This window comes from Flavobacterium soyae, from assembly GCF_021245985.1.
Taxonomy (GTDB): Bacteria; Bacteroidota; Bacteroidia; order Flavobacteriales; family Flavobacteriaceae; genus Flavobacterium; species Flavobacterium soyae.
The window spans coordinates 17,266-32,721 of record NZ_JAJQXA010000002.1 but is presented as its reverse complement, the minus strand read 5'-3'; the positions used below and the strand labels follow the sequence as shown (position 1 = coordinate 32,721).

Sequence of the window (15,456 nt, the reverse complement as noted above, 5' to 3'; positions counted from 1 at the left end):
AAAAATGATAGTTATGGAATCAATATTTGTTTATATCGCAAAATCGGCCGGCTTAGTTACATTATTTTACTGTGCCTATTATTTTTTACTTCGAAAAGAAACTTTCTTTACTAGTAACAGGTGGTTCCTTCTTACTGGTTTAATTACCTCAGTTATACTGCCTTTTGTAGTTTATACTAAAGTTGTTTGGATAAACCCTGCTCCTATTCCAAATTTAAATTTCTCAGACACAAATCTTGTTCAAAATATTGAAAACAAAACTTTTGAAATAAATTGGCTATATGTTATGCTGTCTGTTTATTGTATTGGGCTTTTAGTTTTTCTGACAAAATTTGCAATGGATTTTTACAGTTTAAATTCTGTTTTAAAAGGAAAAAAAGTTCATCAGCAGGCTGATTTTAAATTCATTGATACAAACGAAAATATTGCTCCTTTCTCTTATTTTGAATATATCGTATACAACTCATCAATGTATACGCCGGCAGAATTAGAGAATATAATTGAACATGAAAAAGTACACAGCGATCAAAATCATACGGTTGATGTTTTGATATCGCGAGCTTTTTGTATGCTTTTTTGGTTCAATCCTGTTATATGGCTTTATAAAAAAGCGATTACCCAGAATTTAGAATTCATTGCAGATAAAGAAGCAGCTAAAAAATTATCAGATAAAAAAGCCTATCAATACACGCTTTTAAAAATAACAACACACGAAAGCTGTGTTGCCATTACCAATCATTTTTATCAATCATTAATCAAAAAACGAATTGTCATGTTAAACAAAAATCAATCAAAAAGGCGAAATTCCTGGAAATACTATGTTGTAATTCCGGTACTTGGAGCTTTTGTTTTGCTATTTCAGGCTGAAGTAGTTGCAAAAGAGAAACAGCAGGCTGTAAAAGAAGTTTCCGGAGAAATAGAATCTGTGGATGTTTACAGAATCAAGAAAAACTCTACAGATGCAGAACTGAAAGAAATCAAAGAAAAATTAAAATCAATTCATAATGTAGATTTTGAAGTTTCTGATGTAAAAAGGAATGCTGAAAACAATTTAACTTCAATTAAAGTTGCCATCAAAAATGGTACTCAGCTGGCGCAATCAATTCAAACAGCAGGAGATCATACTATTAAAGATTTTGGAGTAATTGTAATAACAGATAAAAAGGGCAAAAAAAACGTAGGTATTCAAACTTCTGACGAAGCAAATACTTCTAAAATTGCAGTTAGCAAAAAAATCAGCTCACTAAACGCTGCTAAAAACGATAATTGTAAAACTAATGCCGATTCAAAAACTGTAATAAGCAAAAAATTAACCACTAAAATTGATACCAATGTTAACGATAATACTAATACTAGTACAAAAACTAATAGTAATGCTAACACAAATATTAGCACTACTGTAACTATTGATACAGATAACAAGACTAATACTAAAGTAATTACGACCACCAATGGTTCTGTTATTGCCATTTCGAACGAAACAAAAGCCGCTAACAAAGTATTAGAAAGTCTTGTAATTGTTGACGGAAAAGAAATGCCCCGCAGTTTTGATGTTAATGATATTGATACAAAAAAAATTGAATCTGTAAGTGTTTACAAAGGAGTTGAGGCGATAGCTAAATACGGCGAAAAAGGCGCAAACGGCGTAATTGAGATCGAAACTCGTGATTAAAAAATCGTTTCTAATTTTTTAAAAATCTAAAAATGCAAAAACTAACCAACAAAGAAGAAGAAATAATGCACATTTTATGGAAGCTCAAAAAAGCATTCGTAAAAGAGATTCAGGCTGAAATCACAGAAGATCAGCCGCATTATAATACACTTTCGACTATAGTTCGAAATCTGGAGGAAAAAGGTTTTGTGGCGCATAATGCTTTTGGAAACACGTATCAATATTATCCGGCCGTAACTCTTGAAGCCTACAGTAAAAAGTATATGAATACAGCCATTGATAATTATTTCAACAGCTCTTATAAAAATATGGTTTCGTTTTTTGCCAAAGAAGAAAAAATATCGGCAGATGAATTACGCGAAATTCTGGCTATGATTGAAAATCCAAACGAAAAAAAGTAAACCAAAGAAAATAAATCATTATGGAAGCACTTTTCATTTTTATCGTCAAATCAAGTGGTTTAATCGCTTTGTTTTATTTTGCATACTTTTTTTTACTGCGAAAAGAGACTTTCTTTAATAGCAGCAGATGGTTTTTACTTGCCGGTTTGATAACATCAATTGTTTTGCCGTTTGTTGTGTACACAAAAATAGTTTGGATTGATCCCGTTCCGGTTCCGGTTGATTATGCGCCAGCTGTGAACTATCACTACATTCCAAATTATCATCCGCAAATTGCAGAAGAAGAATCTTTTGAAATAAACTGGAATCTAGTTTCATTAGGTATTTACGCGCTTGGGTTTGCTGCTTTTATGATAAAATTCGGAATTGATTTTTATAGTCTGAATTCGGTTTTAAAAGGAAAAAAAGTAGAACAGCAGGCCGATTTCAAATTCGTAGATATCGAAGAAAACATTGCCCCATTTTCTTATTTTGATTATATCGTGTACAACTCATCAATGTACAGCGAGTCTGAATTAGAAAGTATTTTAGAACACGAAAAAGTACACAGCGATCAACATCATACAGTTGACGTAATAATTTCCAGAATTTTCTGCATCCTATTTTGGTTCAACCCAATTATCTGGCTTTATAAAAAAGCAATTCTTCAAAATTTAGAATTCATTGCAGATAATGAGGCTGCCAAAAAAATATCAGACAAAAAAGCGTATCAATACACACTCTTAAAAATAACAACACATGAAACATGTGTTGCAATCACCAATCATTTCTATCAATCATTAATCAAAAAACGAATTGTTATGTTAAACAAAAATCAATCAAAAAAATGGAATTACTGGAAATATTACGCCATAATTCCGGCACTTGGAGCATTTGTTCTCTTGTTTCAAATTAAAACAATAGCGCAGGAGAAAAAAGAACTTAAAGAAAAAACCGAAAAAGCCGCTTTGGCCTCTATCATTCAGGATGGTGAAGTTTATAAAATTACAAAATCGACTACAGATCAGGAATTAAAAGATTTAACTGCGAAACTAAAATCTGAACATAACGTTGATTTAGAAATCTCAAATGCAAAGAGAAACAGAGATAATGAACTAATTGCTATTAAAATTGAAGTTGTTAAAGAAAGTGGTAAAGTGCAGGTTATTGAAATGAACAGTACTAAAGCATTAAAAGACTGTAGTATTGTAATCGATAAAGATGAAGAAGGTACAAAAAGTGTGAGTTTAGTTACTGATGACCAAATAGATCACCCAGTAGTAATTCAAAATCGCGATATTGCAGTAAGAAACTTTGATTCTGATGCTAATCCAGAAGACCGTTCTTCGCCAGTTCCTCCTGCTCCGCCTGCTGCACCAATTGCTCCGGTTTTCCCAACAGGACCAATGCCTCCTGCACCAGTTATTGATATGTCTAAAATGCCAAAACCGCCAGTTGCTCCGGCAAGCCCAAAAGATAAAGCAGCTTGGGCTAAATTTGAAAAAGACATGGCTGAGTTTGAAAAAAAGATGGAAGCTTTTGAACCAGATCTTTCTGCTTACGAAAAACAAATTGAAGACATTATGTCTCAAAGAGAAGCCATTTTTGAAAAACAAATGGAGAAGTATGAAATTGCAATGGAAAAATTCAATTTTGATATGGAAAAATTCAATCAGGATGTACAAATTAAATATGGCAGAGATTCTAAAGAATACGAAAGAAGCATAAAGCAATATGAAAACGATATGAGACAGCATCAACTTGACATGAAGCAGCATGAAAAAGATATGAAGCAGTTTGAGAAAGACATGAAACAACGTGAAAAAGATTTAAAAAAATGGGAAAAGGAAAATAATAAAAAATCCTAAACACCTCTTCAATCAATAAAATCAATTATATTTTTGAAAGCTAAAAAAGACTTTGTGAGTAACAAAGTCTTTTTTTATATCTTTGAAAAAATAAATCTGCCATGTATAAAATTTTAGCCAAACTAAATAAAATTCTTCTGCCAAGTTTTACAAAACAAGGCTTAGATATTACTAAAGCAAAAAAATGGCAAATGGCGGTCATTGGCTATCGCGCTTATGTTACTAAACGAGCTTTAGGATAATAATCAATTAAAAATACTTTTGTTTTAGACAGCAGAAAATAATAGTTTTTATTCTCTGCAATATTACATTTATGAAAAATAAAGAATTCAACCTTCCTCCTGTTCCTGCAGTTTTATTGGCGATTATTAGTGTACAATGCGGTGCTGCGATTGCAAAAACACTTTTCCCTGCAATTGGAGCGGCAGGAACAGCATCTATACGTATTGGTATTTCAGCACTAATTTTATTATTGGCTTACAGGCCAAATCTAAGAGCAATAACGGCAGATCAATGGAAAATTGTAACTCCGTACGGTTTGTCATTGGGGGCAATGAATTTGATTTTTTATTTTGCAATAGAAAGAATTCCAATTGGTTTGGCAGTAACTTTAGAGTTTATCGGTCCATTATTGGTAGCAATTATAGGCTCAAGACGTTTGGTAGATTATTGCTGGGTTTTGCTTGCCGCAATGGGAATTGTTTTAATAGCGCCATGGACAAACGATCGCCTAGATATTTTAGGAGTTATATCTGCTCTTTTGGCCGGTGCACTTTGGGCAGCATATATAGTTTTAGGCGGCAAGATTTCAAAAATAATGAATAGTGGTCAGGCTGTTTCAACCGGAATGCTATTTGCAGCAATCTTGATTTTACCTTTCGGATTCCTCGAAAACGGATTAGCAAACCTAACTCCAAAACTCTTCGGAATGGGTGTTGCTCTTGCCCTTTTATCAAGTGCAATTCCTTTTACTTTAGAAATGAAAGCTTTGGGTCAGCTTCCTCCCCGTACATTTAGTATTTTAATGAGCCTGGAGCCGGCTGCGGCTTCTGTCTGCGCGTTTATCTTTCTACAGGAAAGCTTAAACTTTTATGAGATTTTGGCAGTTGTGTGTGTTGTAATTGCTTCTGCGGGAAGTACTTTAACAGCCAAAAGATAAATTGATTTTCACCCTTAATGCAGTAAAAACACATCCATTATTTATATAAAAAATATTCATCTTAAAGTTTATTTTATTTCAATATAATTACTATTTATTAGAAATAAAATGATCTATTATGCAAAATTTACCTAAAAAAGTAAGAAGTAAAAAATTAAGTTCTCGAGTAGATTTAACTGCAATGGTCAGTGTTTCTTTTTTGCTGATTATATTTTTCATGCTCGTTGGTGAATTGTCTAAACCAAAAGTTATGGATTTGACTTTACCAGCGAAATATTCCGAAGAAGAATGGGGTCATGTAATTAGATGCGGTGTGGGAATAGATGATCGATTAATAACTATTTTGCTTGATGAAAATGATAAAATTGTTACCTATTCTGGACTTTTATTTTACCTAGAAGAAAACCCAAAAATTTTGAATTATGGTAGAAATGGAATTCGAAAAGAATTAGGAATTAAAACTGGAATTATTAGAGAAAGATTGGCCCAATCAGGAAGATCAAATCGTGGTCCAATTGTAATAATAAAACCCAGCAAAAAATGCAATTTTAAAAATTTGATTGATATTTTAGATGAAATGGCAATTGCTAAAATCGACACTTATGCAATTGTAAATGATTTTACTCCCGAAGAAGCTAAATTATTAGCTTCAAAATAAATTATAAGATAAATTACAGAAAGAAGTCCTTTATTGTCACATTGAGCGAAGTCGAAATGCATACAAGTTCTCTTTCAAAATTTTGGAGACTCGAACTGACAAACATAAAACAAAAAGAACAAAAAAAGTCCCACATTTCTGTGGGACTTTCTATTTATAAAAAATCTAAGAATTATTTTTTCTCAGTTTTTTCCATTTTAGCTTTAAGAGCAGCTAATACGTCATTGTTATCACCTAAAGTCGCAGCTGGTGCGTTTGTAGATGCAGATGCAGTATTTTCAACAGCAGCTTTCACGTTTTTCTCTTCTTCTTCACGGAAGATAGCAGTGTGAGAAGCAACTACTCTTTTGAATTCTTTGTTGAATTCGATTACTTTGAAATCAGCAGTATCACCTTTTTTCAATTTCTTTCCGTCTTCTTTTTCAAGGTGACGAGTAGGAATGAAAGCAACGATATCATCTCCGAATTCTACAGTGGCTCCTTTGTCAACGATTTCAGAAATCTCACCATTGTGGATAGTTCCTACAGCGAAAGAATCTTCGTATTGATCCCAAGGATTAGCAGTAGTTTGTTTGTGACCTAAAGATAATTTACGTCCTTCAACATCTAATTCTAATACAACTACATCAAGTTTTTCACCAACATTTACAAATTCAGATGGGTGTTTGATTTTCTTAGTCCAAGAAAGATCAGAGATGTAAATTAATCCATCGATTCCTTCTTCTAATTCTACGAAAATTCCAAAGTTTGTAAAGTTTCTAACGATACCTGTATGTTTAGAACCTACTGGGTATTTAGCAGTAATGTCAGTCCATGGATCTTGAGTTAATTGTTTGATACCTAATGACATCTTACGATCATCTCTGTCAAGAGTTAAGATAACAGCCTCAACAACATCTCCAACTTTCACGAAGTCCTGAGCAGAACGTAAGTGAGTTGACCATGACATTTCAGAAACGTGGATTAAACCTTCAACACCTTCAGCAACTTCGATAAATGCACCATAATCAGCGATTACAACTACTTTACCTTTTACTTTATCACCAATTGTTAAATTAGCATCTAAAGCATCCCATGGGTGAGCGTTTAATTGTTTCAATCCTAATTGAATTCTTGTTTTCTCATCATCGAAATCAAGGATTACAACGTTTAATTTTTGGTCTAATTCAAGAACTTCACTTGGGTGGTTAATTCTGCTCCAAGAAAGGTCAGTAATGTGAATTAATCCGTCAACACCACCTAAGTCAATGAACACACCATAAGAAGTAATGTTTTTAACAACACCTTCTAATACTTGTCCTTTTTGTAATTGACCGATGATTTCTTTTTTCTGTACTTCAATATCAGCCTCGATAAGCGCTTTATGAGATACAACAACGTTTTTGAATTCGTGGTTAATTTTTACCACTTTGAATTCCATCATTTTGTTTACATATACATCGTAGTCTCTAATTGGCTTAACGTCAATTTGAGAACCTGGTAAGAAAGCTTCAATACCAAAAACGTCAACGATCATACCGCCTTTAGTTCTGCATTTTACAAAACCATTAACGATTTCACCTGTTTCGTTTGCAGCAATAACTCTATCCCATGATTTAATAGTACGAGCTTTTCTGTGAGATAATACTAATTGACCTGTTTTATCCTCACGGATATCAATTAATACTTCTACTTTGTCACCCACTTTTAAGTTTGGGTTGTAACGGAATTCGTTTAAAGAAATAACACCTTCCGATTTTGCGTTGATATCAACGATAACGTCTCTATCTGTAATTCTAACAACTACACCTTCAACTACTTCTTCCTGATCTGTAGCGATAAAAGTTTTAGATACTAGTTCTTCGAATTCTTGTAAGTTTTTCTCGTCAACAGCATCAATTCCTTCTTGGAAGTTATGCCAGTTAAAATTCGCTAAAAACTCTTCTTGTGATTTTGTTTGTTCAGACATGCTGATAAAAAATTTGTATTCTGTTTTTCTCGAGTTTCATAAAGCAGTAGAAAATACAGAAGTTGTTTTACATAAATAGTTGATACCTAAAGGAAACTCTTCTTCGCCAAAAGGACTGCAAAATTACTACAAATATTTGTACTTACAAAATAAATCCAGATGATTATCAATCAATTGTTCAGAAGCAGAACATTTTAACCTTTCCAAGACCAAAAGTCCCGCTTTCGCTGCTATCTTTTTCTGTCTAAAGGAGCCAGAAAAAGGATAACCGCTCTATCGGGGCTAAATCAGACGTTTAGTAGTTTTTATGAACTTTATTTTTTGTCAGGCTGAGCGAAGTTGAAGCCCATTGTTACCGAGATAAAGGCTTCGACTTCACTCAGCCTGACAATTGTTTTCAATACAGTAAACCCGACAGGTTTTAAAAACCTGTCGGGTTTACTGTACGCAATCAACTTTGACAAAGGTTTAGTCATTTTCTTTTTTAGTCTCAAACTTTACCTTAACAAAAGATGTTATTTTTTCAAAATTTTCTAAACCAACTTCTATTTCGCCTAAAATAAAAGATTCATAATCTTTAGTTATCAGGATCAAATTATTTTCTTTTACAATATAGTGTATGAATTCTGATCATTGAATAAGATTGAAATGATCTCCAGAAGTTGTTATCAATGCATCTTCTGTAAATTCCAAATTCATATATTTTATATAATGAAAATCATTAATTTCCTTTACCTTAACATCTTCCATTCTTTTATAAAAAGATCTTATTTTGAAGTAGTAATATATAAAAGATACCAGATTAGACAGCCCGAAAATACAAAACAATAACCAATTCCAAATATATTGGGTCTCTTATAAATTAAGACAATTCCAATAATAATATAGGATTAAACCAAGATATTGCGAATTTTTATAATAATCTTTTTTCTTTTTCCAATTAAGATCAAACAATAAATCCATTTGTTTATTGTAAACATCTTTATCAAATTCTAATTCAAATTTCATAAATTTAATCATTGATTAAAAAAAAACAAACCCAACAAAATCTGCTGGGTTTGATATAGTATTTTTATTTAATGACTCAAATTCTCAATTTCCTTCGGATCATGTTTATGTTTAAATAAAATTGCAAAAGCAATTGCGATAACCAAAGCATACAATGCAAAAGACAGCCAGATAGTATGCCAGTCTTTCATTAAAACCGGATTTGAAAAAGCACCGTCTGCAGAAATAGAATTTCCTTGACTTTTTACAAATTCAGCCATTTTTTCATTTGATGTATCGGTTTGTAAAAATCCAGCTAATTCTGTCGTTGTGTTGAATGATTTAGTAAAAAAGCGATCAATAGCCCAGCCAGAAGTTAAACTTCCTAAAACTGCCCCTACTCCATTAGTCATCATCATAAATAATCCTTGTGCAGAGGAACGAATTTTAGAATCGGTATTGCTTTCTACGAATAATGAACCTGAAATATTAAAGAAATCAAATGCCATTCCGTATACAATACAAGAAAGAATAATCATCCATAAACCATTTACCGGATCTCCAAAAGCAAATAATCCAAAACGCAATACCCAAGCCAGCATACTGATAAGCATTACTTGTTTGATTCCGAAACGTCTTAAGAAAAACGGAATCGCTAAAATAAATAATGTTTCAGAAACCTGAGAAATCGACATAATAATAGTCGAATATTTAATTACGAAAGAATCTGCATATTTTGGAAAATGTTTAAACTCATCCAGAAAAACATCTCCATAAGCATTTGTTAACTGAAGCGCTCCTCCTAAAAACATAGAAAAAACAAAGAACAAAGCCATTTTGTAATTCAAGAATAATTTAAAAGATTCTAATCCAAATGTTTCTATCCAGGCTGCATTTTCTTTTATCAAACGCTGCGGCTCACATTTAGGCAGTGTAAAGGCATAAATCCCAAGAATTAAAGCGCCAATTCCGGCAATATAAAACTGATATTCTGTTGCTTTACTCCCGCTTAAATTCGTAATCCACATAGCAACAATAAAACCGATAGTTCCCCAAACACGAATTGGGGGAAAATCTTTTACGATATTTTTATTGTTTAATTTTAGTGAAGTATAAGAAATAGAGTTACTTAAAGCAATTGTCGGCATATAACAGCACATTGCCAAAAGCATTACAAGAATAAAATTATCCGGGGTTGTAACGTGTGCAATTCCAAATAAAACGGCTGCATAAACAATATGCAAAATCCCATAAAGCTTTTCAGCATTTACCCATCTGTCGGCAATAATTCCGGTTAATGTAGGCATGAATAAAGAAGCAATTCCCATGGTCCCAAATACTAAACCAAATTGTGTTCCTTCCCAATTTTTGGTTCCAAACCAATAATTCCCAATTGTAATAAGCCAGGCTCCCCAAACAAAAAACTGAAGAAAGCTCATTAAGATTAACCTGTTTTTAATTCCCATATAATGAAATTGTCTTTTTAGTAAAAATGAAGTCGTAAAACTACCATTAAAAATAATATCTACAAAAAATTAATCTAATTTAACAACATCATTTACTAATTCTAAAACAGCTGCAAATTGCTCTTCTTTATTTAAGTAAGAATTATCAATCTCAATCGCATCATCTGCAATTACGAGAGGTGAATCTTCACGGTGTGTATCTATATAATCTCTCTCCATAACATTTTTTAAAACATCTTCGTAAGAGACATTATCGCCTTTTTGCTGTAATTCATCAAAACGTCTCTGCGCACGGGTCTCGGCACTGGCAGTCATAAATATTTTAAGTTCGGCATCAGGAAAAACAACAGTTCCAATATCTCTGCCGTCCATTACAATTGCTTTATTAGTTCCCATTTGCTGCTGCTGCTCAACCAATTTTGCACGTACTTCAGAAACTTCTGCCACTTTGCTCACAAAATTAGAAACCTCAATAGTTCTAATTTGTTTTTCAACATTTTCGCCATTTAAGTACATTTCGGCAAAACCTAAATCAGCATTAAATTTAAACTCTAATTGAATTTTTGGAAGTACTTGAATCAAAGATACTTTATCAAAAAAATCAGTTCCTATAAACTTATTCTGCATTGCAAAATACGCCACAGCACGATACATTGCTCCTGTATCGACATATACATATTCAAGTTCTTTTGCCAATTGTTTTGCCAAAGTGCTTTTTCCTGTTGATGAAAACCCGTCGATAGCAATTGTAATTTTTTTCAATTTTTTATGTTTTAATTTTTATTTTCTAAATAAGTACGATATATGCGACAGTCAAATAGTCCAAATTATAACTGCAAATGTAACATCTTTCTCTGTAAATTGAATGCTTCAAACAGCAATAACGATATCAAATTGTAATGTTTTCAATTTCTGTTATCTTGCCAAAAAAAAACTATTATTACAGAAAGTTATCCTGCTTTCTGTAATAATAGTGTATTGTTAAGATGTTATTTAGAATTTTCTAAATAATGTTTTTTTAGTAATAAATATCTAAGATAATGTTCGACTTAGAACTATCAATTATTTTTTCTATTCGTTTAAAGAATTTTTCACTGACCATTGGACATCCTTTACTGCGGCTGATGTAATAATCTTGCTCTTCAGACGGAACTGCAGAATAATAGTGTAATACTATTGCTCTTTTTAAAGCATTATTATTCGTTTCATCTAAACCAGCTAATCTATATGCTTTCCCGAAAATACCTTTATAATTTTTACCTATTGCATATCTGCCAAGAGCAGTGCAGTTAGAATTAGGTTCATTACTAAATTTAAGCATTCCGTTAATACCCGTTTCAGAGCCAGAACCATGAGCTACAAGGCCTTGGTCTATAATTTCATTTTTCTCTAAATCGTAAACAAAAAAACGATTTTTTCCTGAAGGTACTTTCATATCAACCAAAAATGCAATTTTAGTATTGTATTTGTGATCGATGTTCATGTTTCTAATTTCGCTTACCCTGTTGTTAATTCTTTCGATTTCTACACTGGTAATAGAAAATTCATCTTTGAAGTAGTGTTTTGAACCCGTAAAAACGCCTACTGTCATAAACAAAAATAAACTGAATAATTTCATATAAATTACTGAAAATTTAAAATTAAACCAAAAAGACTTGTATTCCCTGCCAATGTGTATCTGGAATATGAATAGTTAAACTTTAACTTATTCATCTTTAATCCAAATCCTAATGAAACCCCTGAAAAATTACGCTGTTCTTCTACACGTAATTCTTCTGCTCTTCTAAAATTATATCCTAAACGCAGATTTACTGCTTTTTTAGGGAAGAGTTCTACACCAAAAACGACATGCCTCAAGGCATTATTAACAAACGAAACTTTTTCACTACTTGTTGATCCATCAATATTGGTTTCTTCACGAACGGGATTCGAAAAAGATATATTCCATTGCTGTAAATTCTCTAAAGTAAGATGCCAACGGATAGGAACATGCTCTAATTCTTGCGAAGCTCCAGCAGTGATTTCAAAGGGTAAATTTTCCTGTATTCCTGAGTACGTTGTAAACTGCGTACCAATATTACGAATTACCAAGGCCAAATTTACATTATTTTTTGGAATTTCATACATAATTCCCACATCAATTGCACCACCAATCGAATTATAACTTTCTAAAGTTGAAGTTATTAGCTTCACATTAGCTCCAATATGCAGGTCTGTATAAGGGATATTATAAGCGTATCCTAATGACAACGCACCTTCACTTCCGGTAAAATCAGATGTAGCCTGACCGTTTTCATCGTAACCTTCAAAAGATCCGTAGTTTATATAATTAACTCCGGCGTAGAAAGTCTGCACATGACGGTCATAAGTATAAGCATACGAAGCACTTCCGTAAGAAGCTTCTCCGTAATAATTTCCATAATTTAAGGCTAGATGATTGTCCATATCTTCGTTTAAAACTGCGGGATTAGACATAGCCTGATTAACATCTTCATCATAAATCGTAATATTTTTTCCGCCTAGCGCTGCCTGACGCGGAGATGCTGTTAAATTTAGAAATTGATAGGTGTAACGCCCTCCAATTTGTCCGAACGAAACCGTACAAACTAATAACATTAAAAATAAAACATATTGTTTTAGCATTCGTTTTGTGGCGTTCCTATATGGGAATAACGCAAATACAAATATAAAATTATATAACTTATAAAATAAATTTTTATAACCACCTGTAATTCAACAACTATACCACGTTTTAAATCCCAAAATGCAGGTTTGAAAATAAAAAAAAATCCAAATTCCAATACTAAAATTGGAATTTGGAATTTAAATTATTGAAATTAAAATTTGATGTTTATTTCAATGCTTTTGCATTCTTTACATTTTGATCTGTCAAAGCCAAAGCCAGAACTTCACTCATTTCTTTTACATAATGAAAAGTAAGCCCTTCTAAATATTCAGCTTTAATTTCGTCGATATCGCTTTTGTTTTCGTGGCAAAGAATAATTTCTTTAATTCCTGCTCTTTTTGCAGCAAGGATTTTTTCTTTAATTCCGCCAACAGGCAGAACTTTTCCACGTAAAGTGATTTCTCCGGTCATCGCAAGGCTTTTCTTAACCTTCTTTTGTGTCAATAATGAAACTAAAGAAGTAAGCATTGCAATACCTGCACTTGGGCCATCTTTTGGCGTTGCTCCTTCGGGAACGTGCAGGTGAATATTATATTTTTGAAATAATTCAATTCCTAAACCTAACTTTTTAGCATTTGCTTTAATGTATTCTAAAGCAATTGTAGCCGATTCTTTCATTACATTTCCAAGGTTTCCGGTAATGGTCAAAGAACCTTTTCCTTCAGAAATTAATGATTCTATAAATAAAATATCTCCACCAACACTTGTCCAGGCTAAACCTGTAACAACTCCGGCAACATCATTGTTTTCGTATTTATCACGCTCTAATCTTGGAACTCCTAAAACTTTTACGATATCTTCGTCAGTAACTTTTTTGTTGTACTCCTCTTCCATCGCAACAGCTTTTGCAGCATTACGAATTACCTGAGCAATTTTAGTTTCAAGATTACGAACTCCAGATTCTCTTGTATAGCCTTCAACAATTTTTTCTAATTGTTTTTTTCCAATAGTCAAATCTTTGGCAGTTAATCCGTGTGCTTCTAATTGTTTTGGAAAAAGGTGTCTTTTTGCAATTTCTACTTTTTCTTCAATAGTATAACCTGACATTTTGATAACTTCCATTCTGTCACGCAAAGCAGGCTGAATCGCCGCCATATTGTTTGAAGTTGCAATAAACATTACTTTAGATAAATCATACCCCATTTCAAGGAAATTATCATAAAAAGCATTGTTTTGTTCCGGATCTAAAACTTCTAATAATGCAGATGATGGATCGCCGCTGTTTCCGTTTGATAATTTATCAATCTCATCTAAAATAAAAACCGGATTTGAAGTTCCTGCTTTTTTCAAACTTTGAATGATACGGCCCGGCATTGCCCCAATATAGGTTTTTCTATGCCCGCGAATCTCAGCTTCATCACGCAATCCACCTAACGAAATACGTACATATTCACGGCCCAAAGCTTCGGCAACAGAACGGCCAATAGAAGTTTTACCAACTCCCGGAGGCCCTGTTAAACATATAATTGGTGATTTCATGTCATTTCGCAATTTTAAAACTGCCAAATGCTCAATCATTCTTTTCTTCACTTCTTCGAGACCAAAATGATCTTTATCTAAAACTTTTTGGGCAAATTTTAAATCGAATTTATCTTTAGAATATTCACCCCACGGCAATTCTAAAAACAACTCTAAATAATTGCGCTGAATTCCAAAATCTGGCGACTGTGGATTCATTCTGCGCATTTTAGATAATTCTTTTTCGAAATGTTTCTGCGTTTTTTCGTCCCATTTTTTGGTTTTCGCTTTTATTCCCATTTCGTCCATTTCTTCCTCTTGCGAAACGCCTCCCAATTCTTCCTGAATGGTTTTCATTTGCTGGTGAAGGAAATATTCACGCTGCTGCTGATCTAAATCAAAACGAACTTTTGACTGAATGTCATTCTTCAACTCTAATTTTTGAAGTTCAACATTCATATAGCGTAAAGTCTCTAAAGCGCGCTCTTTTAAACCATTTATCGATAAAAGACCTTGTTTTTCTTTTACTGATAAATTCATGTTTGAAGAAACAAAGTTGATTAAAAACGACTGGCTTTCAATGTTCTTAATTGCAAATGTAGCTTCAGACGGAATGTTTGGGCTTTCTTTAATAATCTGGATTGCCAATTCTTTTACAGAATCTAAAATAGCGGTAAATTCACTGTCATTTTCATCAGGACGCTCTTCATAAACTTCTTTGATTGCAGCTGTCATATAAGGATCTTCTGAAACTACTTCGTCAATTTCAAAACGTTTTTTTCCTTGTAAAATAACGGTTACATTTCCGTCAGGCATCTTTAAAACACGCAAAATACGTGCAACAGTTCCTATTTTATGAATATCATCTTTTGATGGATCTTCATCTTCTTCATTAATTTGAGAAACAACACCAATAATTTTTCCGCCGGCATTGGCATCGTTAATTAATTTAATTGATTTATCTCGTCCTGCAGAAATTGGAATAACAACTCCCGGGAATAAAACTGTATTTCGTAAAGGTAAAATTGGCAGAGAAACAGGAAGTTCTTCATTGTTCATTTCCTCTTCGTCCTCTGGAGTTAATAATGGAATTAATTCTGCTTCTGAATCAAATTCTTGAAGTGACAGATTGTCAATAGTGAGTATTTTATGATTTGACATAATAATATATAAG

Annotated in this window: 13 protein-coding genes; 6 read left to right on the top strand and 7 right to left on the bottom strand. The window is 32.8% G+C overall.

All coding sequences use genetic code 11. The annotated features are described in order from the left end of the window. Nucleotides 1–13 precede the first annotated feature (13 nt). The 6 genes from LUU93_RS02580 to LUU93_RS02555 all read left to right on the top strand — a co-directional run bounded on the left by LUU93_RS02580 (nucleotide 14) and on the right by LUU93_RS02555 (nucleotide 5,737). Nucleotides 14–1,672: a M56 family metallopeptidase gene (locus LUU93_RS02580; protein WP_232677887.1), complete on the top strand. Its 1,659-nt coding sequence runs from the start codon at nucleotides 14–16 to the stop codon at nucleotides 1,670–1,672. Nucleotides 1,673–1,704: 32 nt separating this feature from the next. Continuing rightward, nucleotides 1,705–2,073, top strand: coding sequence for a BlaI/MecI/CopY family transcriptional regulator (locus tag LUU93_RS02575; protein WP_232677885.1), 369 nt, complete (start codon nucleotides 1,705–1,707; stop codon nucleotides 2,071–2,073). A 20-nt stretch (nucleotides 2,074–2,093) separates the two neighbouring features. Continuing rightward, nucleotides 2,094–3,920: a M56 family metallopeptidase gene (locus LUU93_RS02570; protein WP_232677883.1), complete on the top strand. Its 1,827-nt coding sequence runs from the start codon at nucleotides 2,094–2,096 to the stop codon at nucleotides 3,918–3,920. A 101-nt stretch (nucleotides 3,921–4,021) separates the two neighbouring features. Then, a complete protein-coding gene (locus LUU93_RS02565; RefSeq protein WP_232677881.1) occupies nucleotides 4,022–4,162 on the top strand; it encodes an SsrA-binding protein in 141 nt (46 codons plus the stop codon). A gap of 71 nt (nucleotides 4,163–4,233) precedes the next feature. After that, on the top strand, nucleotides 4,234–5,079 hold the full coding sequence (locus LUU93_RS02560) for an EamA family transporter (protein ID WP_232677880.1): 846 nt from the start codon (nucleotides 4,234–4,236) through the stop codon (nucleotides 5,077–5,079). 118 nt (nucleotides 5,080–5,197) lie between these two features. Further along, nucleotides 5,198–5,737, top strand: a complete 540-nt coding sequence (locus tag LUU93_RS02555; RefSeq protein ID WP_232677877.1) for an ExbD/TolR family protein — start codon at nucleotides 5,198–5,200, stop codon at nucleotides 5,735–5,737. A gap of 172 nt (nucleotides 5,738–5,909) precedes the next feature. Here LUU93_RS02555 and rpsA read toward each other — a convergent pair whose 3' ends face one another. The 7 genes from rpsA to lon all read right to left on the bottom strand — a co-directional run bounded on the left by rpsA (nucleotide 5,910) and on the right by lon (nucleotide 15,443). Next, nucleotides 5,910–7,685: a 30S ribosomal protein S1 gene (gene rpsA, locus LUU93_RS02550; protein ID WP_232677875.1), complete on the bottom strand. Its 1,776-nt coding sequence runs from the start codon at nucleotides 7,683–7,685 to the stop codon at nucleotides 5,910–5,912. A gap of 855 nt (nucleotides 7,686–8,540) precedes the next feature. Continuing rightward, entirely contained in the window at nucleotides 8,541–8,693 is a 153-nt protein-coding gene (locus LUU93_RS02545) for a hypothetical protein (protein ID WP_232677873.1), read from the bottom strand. Between the two features lie 68 nt (nucleotides 8,694–8,761). Then, nucleotides 8,762–10,138, bottom strand: a complete 1,377-nt coding sequence (locus tag LUU93_RS02540) for a nucleoside permease (RefSeq protein WP_232677871.1) — start codon at nucleotides 10,136–10,138, stop codon at nucleotides 8,762–8,764. Between the two features lie 69 nt (nucleotides 10,139–10,207). After that, a complete protein-coding gene (gene cmk / locus LUU93_RS02535; RefSeq protein WP_232677869.1) occupies nucleotides 10,208–10,900 on the bottom strand; it encodes a (d)CMP kinase in 693 nt (230 codons plus the stop codon). A 256-nt stretch (nucleotides 10,901–11,156) separates the two neighbouring features. Further along, entirely contained in the window at nucleotides 11,157–11,756 is a 600-nt protein-coding gene (locus tag LUU93_RS02530; protein WP_232677858.1) for a murein L,D-transpeptidase catalytic domain-containing protein, read from the bottom strand. A 5-nt stretch (nucleotides 11,757–11,761) separates the two neighbouring features. Continuing rightward, the gene (porQ, locus tag LUU93_RS02525) at nucleotides 11,762–12,781 is read right to left on the bottom strand and encodes a type IX secretion system protein PorQ (protein WP_232677857.1); all 1,020 of its coding nucleotides are present in this window, start codon (nucleotides 12,779–12,781) and stop codon (nucleotides 11,762–11,764) included. 208 nt (nucleotides 12,782–12,989) lie between these two features. Next, nucleotides 12,990–15,443, bottom strand: a complete 2,454-nt coding sequence (lon, locus tag LUU93_RS02520) for an endopeptidase La (protein ID WP_232677855.1) — start codon at nucleotides 15,441–15,443, stop codon at nucleotides 12,990–12,992. Between the last annotated feature and the right edge of the window lie 13 nt (nucleotides 15,444–15,456).